Raw genomic sequence first — 16,314 nt, 5'->3', positions numbered from 1 at the left:
TTAAAATCGGTCGATTAAGCTTACATTAAAGTTTCAACATCCGTGTATGCGTTTAAAGACGTGCCGAAATAGTCGAAACGTTTGAGTTAAATTCACGTTCTAGCACATAGTATTGATTCAATCAATGAAGTATATGAAATTTCGTTCTGCTCAGCTAGCCATTCTGGGTGTTGCCTTACTGGCTGGTTCGGCTTTAGCCCAAAATACGCCTATAACCGGAGTCGATTCCAGCAAAGGCGGCCCACTTGACTTGGGCAAGATGTGGACCTTCGACAATCCACCCTCGGCCTTTTTTCAGAAGACCTATAAGTTCACGGCTGATGAAAAGTGGTTCGACGAAGCCCGGCTGGCCTCACTGCGGTTTGCCGATTACTGTTCAGCTTCGTTTGTGTCGGCCAATGGCCTGGTTATGACCAATCACCACTGCGCCCGCGAATCAGGAACGGGTGTAACGCGCAAAGGTGAAGATTTGAACGCCACCGGTTTTTTTGCCAAAACACCCGCTGAAGAGCGTAAGGTCGATGGCTTGTTTGTGGATCAACTGGTGGAAATCGATGACATCACTAAGCGCGTTCAGGATGCTATGGGCAGCGCAACTTCAGAACAAGCCCAGTTGCAGGCCCGCGAACAGGCGTTTGCGGCCATAAAGCAAGAATATGGCACTAAAGAGGGATGGAAAGGGCTGGAATTGCAGACCATTACCTTCTACAACGGCGGTCGTTACGCGCTGTATGGATTCAAGCGGTATACCGATGTGCGGCTGGTGTTCATGCCTGAGTTACAACTTGGCTTTTTTGGGGGCGATTACGATAACTTCACCTACCCACGCTACGCGCTCGACTGTTCGTTTTTCCGGGTATACGATGAGGGAAAGCCGCTCAAAACAACGCACTTCTTCAGGTTTAACACCAATGGTGTTCGTGATGGAGAGCCTATTTTTGTAATCGGTAATCCGGGCCATACCGAACGACTGAAGACCGTTGCCGAACTTGAATTCGATCGGGATCTACAAACACCGGCCACAATTCAACTCCTTCGCAACCGCTCGGCAGCCTTGCAGGCATATAATGAAACGGCAAAAAGCGACAGTGTACTGAATGAGATTTTTAGCTATGAAAACAGTCTGAAAGCGTATGATGGGCAGCTCGATGGGTTGCGCGATACGGGTTTAATGGCCCGTAAGTCGGTTTTTGAGGAGCAGTTTAAAGCGGCTGCCAAAGCGAAAAACTTACCCACCGATCAACTCAAAACCTGGGATGATATTGCCGCGAATACGGCTCAGCTTCGGTCTATTTTCAAAGACGCTAACTACCTCGCCCCCAGCGAGCGAACGATGGGTGAACTGTTAACCTTTGCTAACGTCGTGAGCCAATACAGCGAGTTGCTGGCTACTCGTCCGCAGGATGCCGAACGCGCACGCTCCCTGATGGAGCCACCGGTTGTTAAAAACAGGGCGTTGGAAGATGCCTATCTGGCAGCCCATCTGGCCGAAGCACAGGCGGCTCTGGGCAACGACGACCCGTATGTAAAAGCCGCGCTCACCGGCGCTGATGGTAAACTTCGAACCCCAAAAGAGACAGCGGCTTACCTGGTAAAAAACACTAAACTGACCGATCCCGCTTTTGTGAGTGAATTGGCCACACGGCCCGGCGCGGCTGCCGTCTCGAAAGACCCAATGTTGGCACTGGCGCGTATTGGCTTCCCCCGGTATATAGCTGCTGGTCGCCAGGCCCGTCAGATCACGCAAAAACAGGAAGTGCTGCGTGGTCAACTAGGTCGGATGTTGTATGATGTATATGGCACGGCTGTTCCGCCAGATGCAACGTTCTCCCTGCGCATCAACGATGGCGTGGTTCAATCGTACAACTATAATGGCACGAAGGCACCTATATTGACCACCTTTGCCGGTTTGTACGACCGCAATTACTCGTTTGCCGACAAGGCTCCCTGGAATTTGCCCACCCGCTGGAAAAATCCGCCAATGGAGTTGTTAAAACAGCCGATGTGCTTTATTTCCACCAATGACATCATTGGGGGCAACTCCGGCAGCCCGATGATCAACAAAAACCTGGAAGCTGTAGGCCTCGCTTTCGACGGCAACATGGAGAGCTTACCAGGCGAGTTTATCTTCGTACCCGATGCCAACCGGACCATTTCGGTCCACACGGGCGGCATCATTGCCGCCATGCGCTACATTTACAAAGCGGATCGGCTGGTTAGCGAGCTAACAGGGGCAACCGGTAATGTGCCCGTAGCTAAGCCCAAAACAGCAAAAAAGTAGTCAATTATAGTGGTCTCAGATCAGCGAGCCGCACAAACTCCCCGAAAGTTCAGTACTTTCGGGGAGTTTGTTTTTTGACTCTACACAACCTGACTATGACCAAATCTGAAATTCCGGTGATGCCGAAGTTCTTTGATCGGTACATCAATCTGGCCGGGAATGACTGGCTACTGCTTGACGCGCTCACCCAGGGTGCTTCGTTTGAAGACCTTATACCGGCCCAAACGCTCGAACGACTTGGTGATCTACGGTATGCTCCCGGCAAATGGACGGTAAAAGATATTTTGCAGCACATTATTGATACCGAGCGGATTATGAGCTATCGGGCCATGCGGTTGTCCCGAAATGACCAGACGCCACTACCTGGTTTTGATGAAGAAAAATTTGGTGAAATGGCCATGGGCTCCCGACGTACCATTCCTGATCTGTACGACGAATATACTGCTGTCAGAAAGTCGAATATTGCGTTGTTTAGTAGTTTCGACGAGGAGATGCTCCTGCGGACCGGTACCTGTTCAGATCAGAAAATTTCAGTATTGGCCCTCGGGTTTGTGCTGGTTGGCCATGCTACGCACCATGTGAATGTGATCAATGAACGTTATCTCCCTCTTCTAGCTTAATCAACAGGTCATGAAAGCAACCTTTATCGTCCTGATTGCCCTTACGGCACAGACCGTTTTTGCCCAAACGAAAGCCAAAGTTACGGCCACGGATTTGACTCGAATCAAACAGGTTGGTGGTATCGAACTGGCTCCTGATGGACAGCGGGCCGTGTATGCGCTCGCCACTATAGAGCCGAATCCCGATCAGAAAGAAGAGTACGAATACAAAACACACATTTATCTAACCGGTCTGAAACCCGGTGACGGCAAAGCATTGACCCGCGGCTCCGAGTCAGCCCGGCAGGCCGTATGGTCGCCCGATGGGCAGCGGATTGCTTTTGTGCGGTCGGTGAAGGGGAAGGGACAGATTTTTGTTATGTCGCTCGATGGGGGCGAAGCCTGGCAGTTAACGAACAGTACGTATAGTGCTTCTTCGCCACTTTGGTCGCCCGATGGCAAGCGTATTGCGTTTACGGCGGGCCTGACGATGAACCAGGTGCTAACGGACTCGTTGGTGAATCCCGCTAAAAACGCGCCACTCTGGTCGCTCGAAAAGCCGGGTTTTTCAACCAATGATTTCATTAAGAAAGACAAGAAAGTAAAGCCCAATCCCGATGGATCGCTGGCCGAAGTACGGGCTTATCTGGAAAAAGATGTCGAAGACAAAAAAGCGAAAGTCATCAATCGACTGAACTTTCAGGGCGAATCGACGACGGAGCCCGAACTCAACTTCACTCATTTGTATGTTGTGGACGTCATGGAAGGTGCAACGCCAAAGCCCCTCACCCGTGGTTTTTCATCGTATCAGGGCGCTAACTGGTTGCCAACGGGTCAGGGATTGCTGGTCGTTACGGATCGGGATTCATTGAAACACCCGGATCGGGAACAGGATAACGCGATTGTTTATGTGCCCGCCGATGGAACCGGTACGCGGAAAGTTGTCCTGGCCGAAGCCGGCAAGAGTTATCGCTCCCCCGAAATCTCCCCCGATGGCAAGCAACTGGCATTTTTGGTTAGCCCGTCAGAAGGGGTCAATTTCGCTCAAATCGGCTTGGCAACGTTAGCCGGTACAAGTGTATCGGGCATTGAACTCGTCACCTTCGACCGGGCAGCAAACGCGTTGAGCTGGGCGACAGCCCCTACTTCGGCAAAAGGTAAGAAAGGGACCGCAGGCTACACGATTTATTTTACCGCCCCGGCCAATGGCGGATCGCCCCTTTATCGACTCGATCCGGCCACACGGCAGGTTACTCAGCTAACAGATTTTACACAGGGCGTTACCAGCTTCGATGTAAATGGTAATCGGGTGGTGCTGGCCAGAACGGAAGTCGCTAATCCGTCGGAATTGTACCTGACAGACGCTTCGGCCAAAACCCAGACGAAACTGAGCAACCACAACGATTGGGTAGCCCAGCGTCAACTCAGTACGCCAGAAAAACGGACGTATAAAAATTCGTTGGGTCAGACGGTTGATTACTGGATTATGAAACCCGCTTTTTTTGACGCTTCTAAAAAGTACCCACTTCTGCTCAACATGCATGGTGGCCCGACGGCCATGTGGGGACCCGGCGAGCCGTCTATGTGGCATGAGTTTCAGTATATGTGTTCACAAGGCTATGGCGTCGTGTATGCCAACCCTCGTGGATCGGGTGGATACGGCCTCAATTTCCAGCGGGCAAATATCAAAGACTGGGGAACCGGCCCCACTGAAGATGTGCTGGCGGCCGTGACTGATGCCGCGAAAGAGAAATGGGTAGATACCAGTCGGCAGGTAATTACGGGCGGCTCCTACGCCGGTTACCTTACCGCCTGGATTGTTAGTCACGACAACCGATTCAAGGCAGCTTTTGCCCAGCGGGGCGTTTATGACTTGACTACGTTTCTGGGCGAAGGCAATGCGTGGCGGCTTATCCCGAACTACTTTGCCTATCCCTGGTCGGCTGATGCTAAAGTACTCGATGCAAATTCGCCGTACACCTTTGTTCAGAATATCAAAACTCCGCTGTTGATCAAGCACGGTGAAAATGACCTTCGAACAGGGCCGATTCAAAGCGAGATGATGTACAAAAGCCTCAAAATTCTGGGTCGGCCGGTTGAATATGTTCGGATGCCCGGTGCCACGCACGAACTGAGCCGGTCGGGGAATGTGCGGCAGCGAATCGACCGCATCCTGCGCATTTATGAATTCTTTGAGCGGTATGTAGGGGCTGATGCGCAGGCGCTGACCCAGAAGTAGGGAGGACCTCTCCGGTTGCCCCAGGTGTCAACTAGTCCGGACGGGGTCAACCGGAGAAGTGTAAATTAGTATTAATAAGCTTTTGGCTTGTCTAGCAACGGTTTATCGTTCTTTTTGAACGCGTTTCAGCCACTGTTTTATGGCTTAGCTGAACATAATTGCATTTACATAACAGTGAAGTTCCAACCCTATCATCTTAGTTTAGGTCAGTTCAGTAAAAAACCATATGACTATGAAATATATTGGATCGTTGCTGGCCTTATTACTCATTTGGAGCTGCCAATCCAAGGTATCAATTGAACCTACAACGGTGGGGCCTGAGCCTGAACCGTACCGGATCGTCCGAGATAGTGTCAAGACGGGGGCTTATCTGGACATAGCAATTGGTGAAGAGGCAGCCACTGCTTATCCCAAAATTCAAGCCCTTCGCACAACCAAGGGTGTTGCCTATCTGAACATAGTTAGCAACGTATTTGCCGATCTGTCTCCCTTGAAAGAGCAATTACCCCTTTATCAGTACATTCTACTTGATCAAAGGCCAGGTACTGACACCGGTGTACAGATTACCATCGAGGGCCAAACCGTTAAAAGTATCTATCTAAACAGTGGTCAACAGCTTAGTCAATGGCCTGAAAAGCAAAAAGCTAGCTCATCGGTGCGGGTGGGTGATGCTGTCTCAGACTTGTATGATAAACTAATTAATGTGCGTAATATAGACCGTTATACTAACAAGTTTGAATACATCTCCTTACTGACCAAAAACCTGTCTACCAAGTATGATGAAGTTATGAGTCTATCTCCACAATGGTACTTTGGGTACTCGACCGGCCAAAACCAGATGGATCAGATTCAAGTCCATTTTCAGAGGAGTAAAGTCAGTAAAATTTACATCGACCACTACTCCAAATAGTAACTCAATCTCTGATTTCGAGGTGTATCGAAACGTTACAAGTGAAAGGGTATTCATAAAACTATGTCAAGAGCTGGTCAGGCAAATGGGATTTTTGCTCATCTATCAAGGCTTTATCGTTCTAGTTGATGGCTGTCCCTGACTGGAAGTGGTAACTAATATAGATACGTTTGTCTGAAAACTTGCCGCAAACTAAAAGAAACGATTTGGCAATTAGTGGATTGGGTTAATTTGTCTTTAGTCAAAAACAGGTCAACTCAATCCAATGAACAAACAGCACATTTTACTCGCTCTACTTTTCGTCACGACGACCACCTTCGGGCAAATTGCCAACAGCAACACGCTGAAAGCCCAGATTGACGGTAAAGAATTTTCGACACAGCCACGACGGATCAGAATTGGTAATTTCTGGTGGATCACGGCCAATACGGTCAAGCCTGATAAGTCGCTGAGAATATGGCTGAGCGCTTACAATAAAGGCGATATTCTCGAAACAGGTACGTATCTGGTTGTCGATGCCGACAAGCCAGACACCAAAGAGAACCGCAAAAAGGTGGAGGATTTGACCAAGTATAAAGGCTTGGCGGCCATAAAGTACGTGGAAGAAACCCGGGAACCCCGCATGGAATACCATACGGGCAAATCGCAAAACGCCGACGAAACAATCGAAGTAAAAATGGGAGCCGATGGGTATCTCGAAGCCACCTTCAGTACTACCCTAGTGGGCAACTACTGGAAGGAGAAAGCTACCGCAACCGTTTTTGGCGGTATGGGCCGACTGGTCAGCAAAATGGAAGACAAGGCTATTACAAAAACGTCCGGCTATGATTCGACCATTGACCCCGAAGGAAACGGCTACAAAAAACAGGATAAACAAGACCAGATTGTGATCACAAACGGTAGCTTTAAGCTGAAAATGAACTAGGGAAAGCACGTAACCATCCCGATAAGTGCCTCGTTACGTCTTTAATCTGATGCTGTTTGTCAGATTAAAGACGTAATTTTTTGTATACTTGATCTATGAGCAATCACAAAGAATCACTTGACGAAGCGCCCAAGTTTCGGTACTGGAAAAGCCAGGCTGAAGCTAATGGGTTAAAAATTAACGCTGTAAACGATTTTTATATTCGTCGTCGGCACAATGGCGAGGTGCTGTTTGCCATGCTTGAGGTAGACGCCGACACCCCCGAAGGGGATAAAATTCCGCCCGCGCTCTTTCTGAAAGGCCATGCTGTTTGTATGCTGGTGTGTTTACTGGATAAAGAAACGCGGGAGAAATTTGTGGTTCTGGTGAAGCAACGGCGCATTGCCGATGGCTCACAAACCTACGAACATCCAGCGGGTATGGTCGATGCCAGCGATGCCCCCGACGAAGTGGCGGCCCGCGAATTGGAGGAGGAAATCGGCCTCACCGTTACGGCCGCTGAGCTAACTAAATTAAATGCCAGGGTGTGGCATCCCAGCACAGGCACCAGCGACGAAGGTATGCACTTTTTCTATATCGAAAAGGAAATGACCCGTGATGATATTATGAAGTTTCACCTTAAAAATATGGGAAATCAGTTCGAGCACGAGCGCATTACGAGCGTTGTGGCTACCCTGCCCGAAGCCCATAAACTGATCACGAACGTAAATGGGCTATTGCTTCATTTTCTGTACCTGCAACATGTTGGCGATTACGAAACAATGAAATTGTTGTGATTTACGGTTTTGGGTATTCGCTATACCGATCAGAACGGTGCACAGGCGTCAGCATGAGGGAGTCCACCGTAAACCGTATACCTCAAACCAACTACCCTATACACAAACCCAACTAGTATGGATGAATTTATGCAGGAGGCCATCAATCAGGCCCGGAAAAGTTTGAGCGAAGGCGGTATTCCCATTGGGTCTGCGCTGATCAAAAACGGTGAGCTGGTGGCGTCGGGGCACAACAAGCGTGTGCAGGAAAACAATCCCATTCTACACGGGGAGATGGATTGCCTGAACAATGCGGGGCGCGTTGGCTCCTTTCGGAATACCGTCATCTATTCAACGCTGATGCCCTGCTACATGTGCGCCGGGACAATTGTGCAGTTCAAGATTCCTAAAGTGATCGTCGGTGAATCCCGGACGTTTCCGGGCGCAAGGGAATTTATGGAGCAACATGGCGTTGAAGTGATTGACCTCGATCTGCCCGAATGCGTCGATATGATGAATCAGTTTATTGCCGAGAAACCAACCCTTTGGCATGAAGATATTGGCGAATTATAGAAGATTACTAAATTAGTTACCTTTCTTTGCCAAGAACGTCACATAGCCTCTCCTTAATCAACTGATTTTGTGAAGCTTCTGTGGCGTTTTTTCTTTCTGGCTTCCTCCCTTGGCAGTTTTGCCGACTGTCTGGCCCAGCGTTCTGTAATTTGGCGGGAAAAACCAGGTACCTGGCTCATGAACGTCGGGTTGGGGGCTACTTATTATTTAGGCGATTTGACCGAAGCAGGTAATTTTGGCCACTTGCGGCTGGGTGTAGCGGTCAGTGCGGCAGTTGCTTACCGCTACTCCCCCCATCTGACGCTTCGGGCCGAGGGCCAGATTTATTACATTAGGGGAAGTCAGAAAAATACGCACCTTGCTTACAATAACCTGTCCTTTTTTAGTGTAAATCCTGATGTCTGGGCGGGTGCGCAGTGGGATTTCTGGCCGGAAGATGACCGCAACCATGTTATAATCCCCTACGTGCTGGCAGGTGTGGGCCTTACTCACATGACGCCCAAGGCCAATTATGGCGGCCGGTCCGTTAGTTTGGCTCCTTTGCAGACTGAAGCGATAGCCTACAATCGCTGGCCGATGATTATACGCTACGGACTAGGTGTGCCGATTACCGCTGGCGAGCGATTCAAGTGGAATCTGGAGGCTACTTACACGCACGTACTGAGCGATTATCTGGATGATGTAAGTACCGTGTACCCTGATCAAAGAAATAGGAGCGTTCTGGCGGTTGCCCTGTCGGATCGACGGGCTGAACTGGGGCAAGGGCTTAATCCGCCGGGTGCACAACGAGGGAACAGTAATCGGCGCGACGGTTATCTAATTGTGTCGGCCCGGCTTGTTTACGTTCTCATAACACCCTTGCAGCGGAATTACCGCCGGATATTCCATCGTTAGGCTTTTGGGGGCTTTTGCTGTATTTTTGGCGTAAAACCCTCGCCTTGCCGAATGAATCCAGCTATTTTTATTGATGCCCTTCACAACGAACTTCAGTCTATTCAATACGGGCAGAATCCGCCTGAACTTTACGATCCCATCCGGTACATTATGAATTTGGGCGGTAAACGAATGCGCCCATTACTGACCTTGATGGGGGCTTATTTGTTTACCGATGACTGGCAGAAAGCTATCCGGCCTGCCTTGGGCGTAGAGGTGTTTCACAACTTTACGCTCATGCACGATGACATTATGGATCAGGCTCCTTTGCGCCGGGGTCAGCTAACGGTGCATGAAAAATGGAATGGTAATGTGGCCATTCTGTCGGGCGATGTGATGCTCGTCAACGCCTACCAACTCCTATTGAATGTAGAAGCCGCTAAACTAGCGCCTGCACTGGCTCGCTTTAGTCGTACGGCGGCCGAGGTTTGTGAAGGTCAGCAGCTAGATATGAATTTCGAGACCCGATGGGATGTTTCAGAAGCCGAGTATATCGAGATGATTCGCCTTAAAACATCGGTTCTGCTCGGCTATGCGCTTGAATTGGGCGGATTGATTGGGGGCGCCGACGACGAAACGACCCAGCATTTGTACAGCGGTGGCGTGAACATTGGCATCGGCTTTCAGTTGAAAGATGATCTACTGGATGTTTATGGCGACCCGGTCAAATTTGGCAAACAAGTTGGCGGGGATATTATCGCTAACAAAAAGACGTTTCTGCTGATCGAAGCACTAGCTCAGGCCAAAGGAACCATTCGTGACGAGCTAATCGACTGGCTGACCCGGACCGAGTTCAGTAAACCTGAGAAAGTACAGGCTGTCACGGCAATTTATGACCAGTTAGGCATTCGAGAGCTGACTGAATCCCGGATCAATGAATACTTCGCTCTTGGATTTGCTAACTTCGACCAGATTGACGCCGATTCTAGTCGCAAAACGTTACTTATTCAATTTGCCCGTCAACTCGTTGAACGGGAGAGCTAGAAAGAGATGTATGGTATACGATATAGGCTGTATGGTAATCTAAAGTTATACATCCTATATCATACATCATCTATTATACGTCTTACATCGTACTATGAGTATTACCCTGATTATCATTGTTGTTACGGTTATCATTAGTGTAGCCGCCTGGAACAACTACAGCCTGATGGACCGATGGATTATGAATCCATACCAAGTCGCAAGCCGTGGGCAGTATTACCGGCTGATCACATCGGGCTTCCTGCATGCCGATTGGGGACATCTGTTTTTCAACATGCTTAGCCTCTATTTCTTTGGTGGCTTTATTGAACAAGTATTTGGTTTGCTATTCAACAATAATGCGCCAGTTTTCCTGATCGGGTTTTACCTGGTGGCTATTTTGGTTTCTGACATTCCAAGTTTTCTCAAACACCGCTATGATCCCGGTTATAACTCATTGGGTGCCTCGGGGGGCGTGTCGGCCATTATTTTTGCTGCTATTCTTTTTCGTCCCTTAACCCCTATTTATCTTTACTTTATTCCGATTGGTATTCCTGGGTTCATCTTTGGCGCTTTGTACTTAGCTTATTCCTATTATGAATCCCGGCGGGGGGGGAGCCACATTAACCACGATGCCCACTTTTATGGAGCCTTGTTCGGGGTGTTGTTTATGATTGTCATTTACCCAGCCGTAATCCCCAGCTTTATTGAGCAGATAGCCGGATGGCGACCGTTTTAATTCAGGTGCACAACGACCATGTTTGGGCTTCTCAACCAACCTTACCCATTAGATGACTCGTCTGTCCGGCAGCTTCGCAAGGCGGCTCTAATTGGCTTATTTGTGGGCCTGTTTTTGTTGGTCTTCCAACCGTTTGGGCTGAATAGTTGGGAAACCAGCAGCAAGGCTATCAAAATTCTGGGTTTCGGTCTGGTTACGTTTGTCATCACATCGGTCAATTTCGTTTTACTGCCGAGAGTAACCCCCCGATTATTTGCTGAAGAGCGCTGGACTGTGGGTCGCGAGATAACGCTCGTCATGGCAAATATCCTATTGATTGCGCTGGCAAACCGATTGTACCTGGCCTGGCTTTTAGATTCGAAAGAGGTAAGTTCGATCAGTTGGGGAGGCATGATTCTCGTTACATTCCTGGTTGGTTTTTTTCCAGTCGTCGGCCTGGTTTTATTGAGCTACATCACTCAACTCAAAAAATACAGCAACGCAGCCGCTACCATCCCAATCCATGCCCAGGGAGCCGACAGCGTACCACCCGCCGAAGTGCCCACTGCTCCATCCGCGCAACTTGCCGGGAAGACGGTGACGCTCATTGCCGATAACGAAAAGGATACCTTAACGGTAATGTCCGACGATCTGCTGTATATCGAATCCAGCGATAACTATTGTACGATCGTTCACCTGAAAAACGCGCAGGCCGTAAAACCGCTTTTACGCAGTAGCCTAAGTCGGTTGGAAAAACAGATAGGTAACCCGCACATCGTCCGGTGTCATCGTTCGTATGTTGTCAACCTTGACCGGGTCGAGCGCATAACGGGCAATGCACAGGGCTACAAACTTCATTTAGGTGGCGGGCAGTCTGTAGTGCCCGTAGCTCGCCAATACAACGAGACGATTATTGCGGAGCTAAAGGCTTTGTAGAATAGCCCACCATTCGTCCCAATGCCCGGTTTTGTTTGCCAAACGCCCCAAACCGTGCTATCTGGCCCATTTATTTGCTGTGGGCTATCTGCTTGCCGTACGTTTGTCTCAACGAAAAACAAACCCGGCAACGGCCATGAAAACGCTCATCATTTCCCTGCTTATTACCCATATCGCTACCGGCTGCATCGCCTTGCTGGTGGGCCTGATTCCTATGTTCTCCAAAAAGGGTAGCCTGTTGCATAACCGCGCCGGATTGATTTATGTCTACTGCATGATTACTGTAGCGGTTACGGCTTTATTGTTATGTGGTCTACAGCCGTTCAGAATGATGCGGGTATTTTTGACCGGCATTGCGGTCTTCAGCTTTTACCTCTGTATGACTGGCTGGCGGGCTACGAAGCAGAAAAAGTCGGGCCCTACGCAGTTTGATAAACTGCTCACTTACCTGACTCTAGTCGTCAGCGGACTCATGATCAGCTTCGGAATTTACCTGATGCTGGTAAATGGAGGGGCATTCTTCCCCATCGTCTTCTCATTCTTCGGTGTGCTAACGGGCGTTTTTGCCATGAAAGATGTTCGGCAGATGGCGCGCCCTACCGAAAAGATGCACTGGTTTTTCCAGCACTTTACCCGCATGGGCGGTTCGTACATTGCAACGTTCACGGCTGCTCTGGTAACGAATATGGACCGGATGATACCCGCCAATGCACCCGATTGGGCAGCAACTATTGGCTGGATTGCACCCAGCGTTATTGGTGGACTGATTATCAGCCGGACAGCGCGGTTCTATAAACAGAAGTACAGCGGCTCGAAGGCACCAACTCTTGCATAGGCTACTTTTTCAACAGTTCCTTTGCAACGGGTAGCGCTTTTTCGGCCCACTGTTTCATCTGCTTGCCCGAATAATGTAGGCCATCCGAGGCAAACTGGCTATCATCGCCAGCCGCTGAACGGCTAAGGGGCGTAATATCGACATAGACAATGCCCGCTTTCTGACATTCATCCTGCGCGATGGCATTAAACTGATCAATCTCACGAGACACTCGGGCTTTATCTCCACCAGCCGCAAAAGGCGAAACGCCCCAATCGGGGATAGACAAGACAAAAACGCGGTTGGTTTTTCCGGCCGCAAATTTTGTCGCCGTTTGCAGCAACTCCCGAAACTCCGTCCGGTACTGATCCTGACTTTGCCCCCGATACTGGTTGTTGACGCCGATGAGCAGCGAGACAAGGTTATAGGTTTTCTGGTTACCACTGGCCTTGATGGCCTCCTGTAATTCGGCAGTTGTCCAGCCAGTGCGGGCAATAATGTCAGGGTTACCGACATCTACATTGTCTTTTCGCAGCAGCCCGGCCAACTGAACACTCCATCGGTCAGTTTCAGAAACCCGTTCACCAATTGTGTATGAATCGCCAAGCGATAAAAAAGTATACTCGGACTTAGCTGCGTCAGGGTTTATAATCATGTCCGGCTCGGTTGGGCGCGACGTGCAGGCTAGTGAGAAAGTCAGAATCGCGACGGCGACCTGGCAGATTTTTGTGATTTTATTGATTACCATGATTTCGTGGGTGCGTTATTGATCATTAACAATAAACGCTTCTAGTCAAGAACTGGATTTAGCTTAGAAATCACGGTAATCAATAAAATCTGCCGGGTCGCCATTCAGAATTATTCCTGCTCCAGCAAGAATGCCTTGATAAATGGATCTATATCGCCATCCAGCACCGCTTCGGTATTCGAAGTCTGATAACCCGTCCGGTGGTCTTTTACGCGTCGATCATCGAGAACGTAAGAGCGGATCTGGGAACCCCACTCAATTTTCTGTTTGCTGGCCTCTACTTCCGCGCGGGCTGCGTTTCGTTTCTGAACTTCAATTTCGTAGAGTTTCGATTTCAGAAGCCGCATCGCAACTTCTTTATTTTGTAGCTGGCTACGTTCCTGCTGGCATTCGATGATCAGGCCCGATGGCTTGTGTCTCAACCGCACCGCCGTTTCAACCTTGTTTACATTCTGGCCACCCGCACCGCCTGACCGGAACGTGTCCCACTCAATATCAGCCGGATTTACGTCAATCTCGATGGTATCGTCGACCAGTGGATAGGCATATACGGAGGCAAAGGACGTGTGTCGACGGGCGTTGGAATCGAAAGGCGAGATGCGCACCAGCCGGTGAACGCCGTTCTCGGACTTCAAAAATCCGTAGGCCAATGGGCCATCCACTTCAATCGTTGCTGATTTGATACCTGCCGTATCGCCATCCTGGTAATCAACCTGTTTCAGACCGTAACCATGTTTTTCGGCCCAGCGCATGTACATGCGATAAAGCATATCGGCCCAGTCCTGGCTTTCGGTACCACCCGCTCCGGCATTGATTTCGAGAACCGCACTGAGTTGATCTTCCTCGTTGCCAAGCATCTTTTTGAGTTCCAGGTCTTCGAGCGTTGTAGCCACGTTCCGGCCTTCCTGATCGACCTCTTCCTCAGATACGTCGCCCGCTTCGTAGAACTCAAAAAGGGTTTCGAGATCACCGAACTGGCTGTTCAGTTTCTCATAGCTCGTTGTCCAGCCTTTCAGCGTTCGAACCTGCTTCATAACGCCTTCGGCACGGGCCGCGTCGTTCCAGAATTCGGGCTGGAAGGTTTGCTGCTCCAGCTCAGCTAATTGTTCTTTCTTGTTATCGTAGTCAAAGATACCCCCTCAGGGCCTCTACTCTGGCTCTCAAGTCGGTCAACTGGTCGGTTGTCATGAACTTGTCGTACTTGTTTGAAAAATAAATTGTTACACCGAGATACACTGAGAAGCGCAGAGACTTACAGCGAAAAATTAAAAAATACCTCTGCGAGTCTCTGCGCTTCTCAGTGGAACAACTCTAAACCACAAAGATAGAACAAAACAAGGCGGGGTACGGGTTTACTTCGGGTATCAACTTTTCAGCCTACCTTTGCGTTCTCCTCTTGAGACGAGTTTATTTATTCATTCTACAAATTCATTCATTAACTAATGGCTTCACAGTACGATGTAATCGTTGTGGGTAGCGGACCGGGCGGCTATGTAGCTGCTATCCGGGCGTCGCAGTTGGGTATGAAAACAGCCGTTATCGAGCGCGAAAGCCTGGGCGGTATCTGTTTGAACTGGGGCTGTATCCCAACCAAAGCCCTGCTGAAATCGGCGCAGGTTTTTGACTATATAAAGCACTCTGCCGATTATGGGATTACCATTTCGGGCGAATCGCAGGCCGATTTCGGCGCCGTTATCAAACGGAGCCGGGGTGTTGCCGACAGCATGAGCAAGGGTGTTCAGTTTCTGATGAAAAAGAACAAAATCGACGTGATCAATGGCGTCGGTAAAGTGATACCCGGCAAAAAAGTAGCCGTTACGGCTGCCGATGGTAAGGTGACCGAATACGAAGCAAAACACATCGTCATTGCTACAGGAAGCCGCGCCCGTCAGTTACCGAATGTGCCCATCGATGGCAACAAAGTCATTGAATACCGCAAGGCTATGTCTCTCGAAAAACGGCCCGATAGCCTTCTGGTGATCGGTTCCGGGGCTATTGGGGTCGAGTTTGCTTATGTGTATGCCAGCATGGGGACAAAAGTGACCATAGTTGAGTTTCTGCCAACCGTTGTCCCGATTGAAGATGAAGAAATCTCCAAAGAACTGGCCAAACAGTATAAGAAACTGGGCATCGACATTTACACCAGGTCGGAAGTAACGAAAGTCGATACCAGTGGTAATGGTTGTAAGGTGTTCGTAAAGACACCAGACGGTGAGAAAACCTTTGATGTGGACATTGTACTGTCGGCAGCGGGTATTGTGGCTAATATCGAAAATATTGGGCTCGAAGAGCTAGGCATAACTGTTGATCGGGGTAAGATCGTGACCGATGATTATTACCGCACCAACGTTGAAGGTTACTACGCCATTGGTGACGTAACGAAAGGGCAGGCGCTGGCACACGTAGCCTCAGCCGAAGCGATTATCTGCATCGAGAAGATTGCCGGTCTGCCTCATGTTGAACCCCTGAATTACAACAACATTCCGGGCTGTACCTATTGCACCCCCGAAATTGCATCGGTGGGCTATACCGAAAAAGCTGCCCGTGAAGCCGGATACGAGCTCAAAGTGGGTAAATTCCCTTTCTCGGCATCAGGAAAAGCCAAAGCGGCTGGTGCACCCGAAGGCTTCGTCAAAGTTATTTTTGATGCTAAATACGGTGAATTTCTGGGCGCTCATTTCATCGGCACGAACGTAACCGAAATGATTGCTGAGGTCGTAGCCGCCCGTAAACTGGAAACGACGGGCGAAGAAATCCTGAAAACGGTTCACCCGCACCCAACCATGTCGGAGGCTATCAAGGATGCTACCGAAGCGGCCTATGGCGAAGCCATTCACCTGTAAGCTTTAGATACGAGCGAATATAAAAAACGCCAGCCCTAAACGGATTCCGTTTGTAGCTGGCGTTTTTTATGAAAATA

The 16,314-nt window shown here is 49.5% G+C and carries 15 protein-coding genes; 13 read left to right on the top strand and 2 right to left on the bottom strand.

From position 1 onward, the window contains the following. The first annotated feature begins 124 nt into the window (after positions 1–124). From SD10_RS25480 to SD10_RS25425, 12 genes are all read left to right on the top strand, one after another. Complete coding sequence (locus SD10_RS25480; protein ID WP_046577893.1) at positions 125–2,281, top strand: S46 family peptidase; 2,157 nt, start codon at positions 125–127, stop codon at positions 2,279–2,281. Positions 2,282–2,376: 95 nt separating this feature from the next. Then, positions 2,377–2,901, top strand: a complete 525-nt coding sequence (locus tag SD10_RS25475) for a DinB family protein (RefSeq protein WP_046577891.1) — start codon at positions 2,377–2,379, stop codon at positions 2,899–2,901. A gap of 10 nt (positions 2,902–2,911) precedes the next feature. Next, complete coding sequence (locus SD10_RS25470; protein ID WP_046577890.1) at positions 2,912–5,119, top strand: S9 family peptidase; 2,208 nt, start codon at positions 2,912–2,914, stop codon at positions 5,117–5,119. Positions 5,120–5,351: 232 nt separating this feature from the next. Next, complete coding sequence (locus tag SD10_RS25465; RefSeq protein ID WP_046577887.1) at positions 5,352–6,029, top strand: hypothetical protein; 678 nt, start codon at positions 5,352–5,354, stop codon at positions 6,027–6,029. 265 nt (positions 6,030–6,294) lie between these two features. Further along, positions 6,295–6,954 (top strand): hypothetical protein, encoded by a 660-nt coding sequence (locus tag SD10_RS25460; protein ID WP_046577885.1) that lies wholly within the window; start codon positions 6,295–6,297, stop codon positions 6,952–6,954. 95 nt (positions 6,955–7,049) lie between these two features. Beyond that, positions 7,050–7,730, top strand: a complete 681-nt coding sequence (locus SD10_RS25455; RefSeq protein ID WP_046577882.1) for an NUDIX hydrolase — start codon at positions 7,050–7,052, stop codon at positions 7,728–7,730. 117 nt (positions 7,731–7,847) lie between these two features. Then, on the top strand, positions 7,848–8,282 hold the full coding sequence (locus tag SD10_RS25450) for a nucleoside deaminase (protein ID WP_046577875.1): 435 nt from the start codon (positions 7,848–7,850) through the stop codon (positions 8,280–8,282). Positions 8,283–8,351: 69 nt separating this feature from the next. Further along, the gene (locus tag SD10_RS25445) at positions 8,352–9,176 is read left to right on the top strand and encodes a hypothetical protein (protein ID WP_227699068.1); all 825 of its coding nucleotides are present in this window, start codon (positions 8,352–8,354) and stop codon (positions 9,174–9,176) included. A 51-nt stretch (positions 9,177–9,227) separates the two neighbouring features. Further along, a complete protein-coding gene (locus SD10_RS25440; protein ID WP_046577873.1) occupies positions 9,228–10,199 on the top strand; it encodes a polyprenyl synthetase family protein in 972 nt (323 codons plus the stop codon). Positions 10,200–10,293: 94 nt separating this feature from the next. Then, positions 10,294–10,917 carry a rhomboid family intramembrane serine protease gene (locus tag SD10_RS25435; protein WP_046577871.1) on the top strand — a complete coding sequence of 208 codons (624 nt, stop codon included), beginning with the start codon at positions 10,294–10,296 and terminating at the stop codon, positions 10,915–10,917. 18 nt (positions 10,918–10,935) lie between these two features. Continuing rightward, on the top strand, positions 10,936–11,832 hold the full coding sequence (locus tag SD10_RS25430) for a LytR/AlgR family response regulator transcription factor (RefSeq protein WP_046577869.1): 897 nt from the start codon (positions 10,936–10,938) through the stop codon (positions 11,830–11,832). A gap of 136 nt (positions 11,833–11,968) precedes the next feature. Further along, entirely contained in the window at positions 11,969–12,667 is a 699-nt protein-coding gene (locus tag SD10_RS25425) for a DUF2306 domain-containing protein (protein ID WP_046580153.1), read from the top strand. A 1-nt stretch (position 12,668) separates the two neighbouring features. On the opposite strand, the gene SD10_RS25420 is transcribed toward SD10_RS25425, so the two are convergent. Together SD10_RS25420 and prfB are read right to left on the bottom strand one after the other, a co-directional pair. Continuing rightward, the gene (locus SD10_RS25420) at positions 12,669–13,301 is read right to left on the bottom strand and encodes an SGNH/GDSL hydrolase family protein (protein ID WP_046580151.1); all 633 of its coding nucleotides are present in this window, start codon (positions 13,299–13,301) and stop codon (positions 12,669–12,671) included. Between the two features lie 203 nt (positions 13,302–13,504). Further along, positions 13,505–14,582 (bottom strand): peptide chain release factor 2 gene (gene prfB, locus SD10_RS25415; protein ID WP_148562510.1). Its coding sequence is split into 2 segments (ribosomal slippage): positions 13,505–14,521 and positions 14,523–14,582, totalling 1,077 coding nucleotides; the frame shifts between segments, so codons are not numbered across the junction. 254 nt (positions 14,583–14,836) lie between these two features. Between prfB and lpdA the strand changes: the two genes are divergently transcribed. Next, positions 14,837–16,237: a dihydrolipoyl dehydrogenase gene (lpdA, locus tag SD10_RS25410; protein ID WP_046577865.1), complete on the top strand. Its 1,401-nt coding sequence runs from the start codon at positions 14,837–14,839 to the stop codon at positions 16,235–16,237. The last annotated feature ends 77 nt before the right edge of the window (positions 16,238–16,314 follow it).

The sequence above is a fragment of the Spirosoma radiotolerans genome, from assembly GCF_000974425.1.
Taxonomy (GTDB): Bacteria; Bacteroidota; Bacteroidia; order Cytophagales; family Spirosomataceae; genus Spirosoma; species Spirosoma radiotolerans.
This window is presented reverse-complemented; position numbering and strand designations above follow the sequence as displayed.

Bases quoted from the DNA above. Each gene is read 5' to 3' on its own strand.
- SD10_RS25480 (WP_046577893.1), top strand. From the start codon at position 125: ATGAAGTATATGAAATTTCGTTCTGCTCAGCTAGCCATTCTGGGTGTT.
- SD10_RS25475 (WP_046577891.1), top strand. From the start codon at position 2,377: ATGACCAAATCTGAAATTCCGGTGATGCCGAAGTTCTTTGATCGGTAC.
- SD10_RS25470 (WP_046577890.1), top strand. From the start codon at position 2,912: ATGAAAGCAACCTTTATCGTCCTGATTGCCCTTACGGCACAGACCGTT.
- SD10_RS25465 (WP_046577887.1), top strand. From the start codon at position 5,352: ATGAAATATATTGGATCGTTGCTGGCCTTATTACTCATTTGGAGCTGC.
- SD10_RS25460 (WP_046577885.1), top strand. From the start codon at position 6,295: ATGAACAAACAGCACATTTTACTCGCTCTACTTTTCGTCACGACGACC.
- SD10_RS25455 (WP_046577882.1), top strand. From the start codon at position 7,050: ATGAGCAATCACAAAGAATCACTTGACGAAGCGCCCAAGTTTCGGTAC.
- SD10_RS25450 (WP_046577875.1), top strand. From the start codon at position 7,848: ATGGATGAATTTATGCAGGAGGCCATCAATCAGGCCCGGAAAAGTTTG.
- SD10_RS25440 (WP_046577873.1), top strand. From the start codon at position 9,228: ATGAATCCAGCTATTTTTATTGATGCCCTTCACAACGAACTTCAGTCT.
- SD10_RS25435 (WP_046577871.1), top strand. From the start codon at position 10,294: ATGAGTATTACCCTGATTATCATTGTTGTTACGGTTATCATTAGTGTA.
- SD10_RS25430 (WP_046577869.1), top strand. From the start codon at position 10,936: ATGTTTGGGCTTCTCAACCAACCTTACCCATTAGATGACTCGTCTGTC.
- SD10_RS25425 (WP_046580153.1), top strand. From the start codon at position 11,969: ATGAAAACGCTCATCATTTCCCTGCTTATTACCCATATCGCTACCGGC.
- SD10_RS25420 (WP_046580151.1), bottom strand. From the start codon at position 13,301: ATGATTATAAACCCTGACGCAGCTAAGTCCGAGTATACTTTTTTATCG.
- lpdA (WP_046577865.1), top strand. From the start codon at position 14,837: ATGGCTTCACAGTACGATGTAATCGTTGTGGGTAGCGGACCGGGCGGC.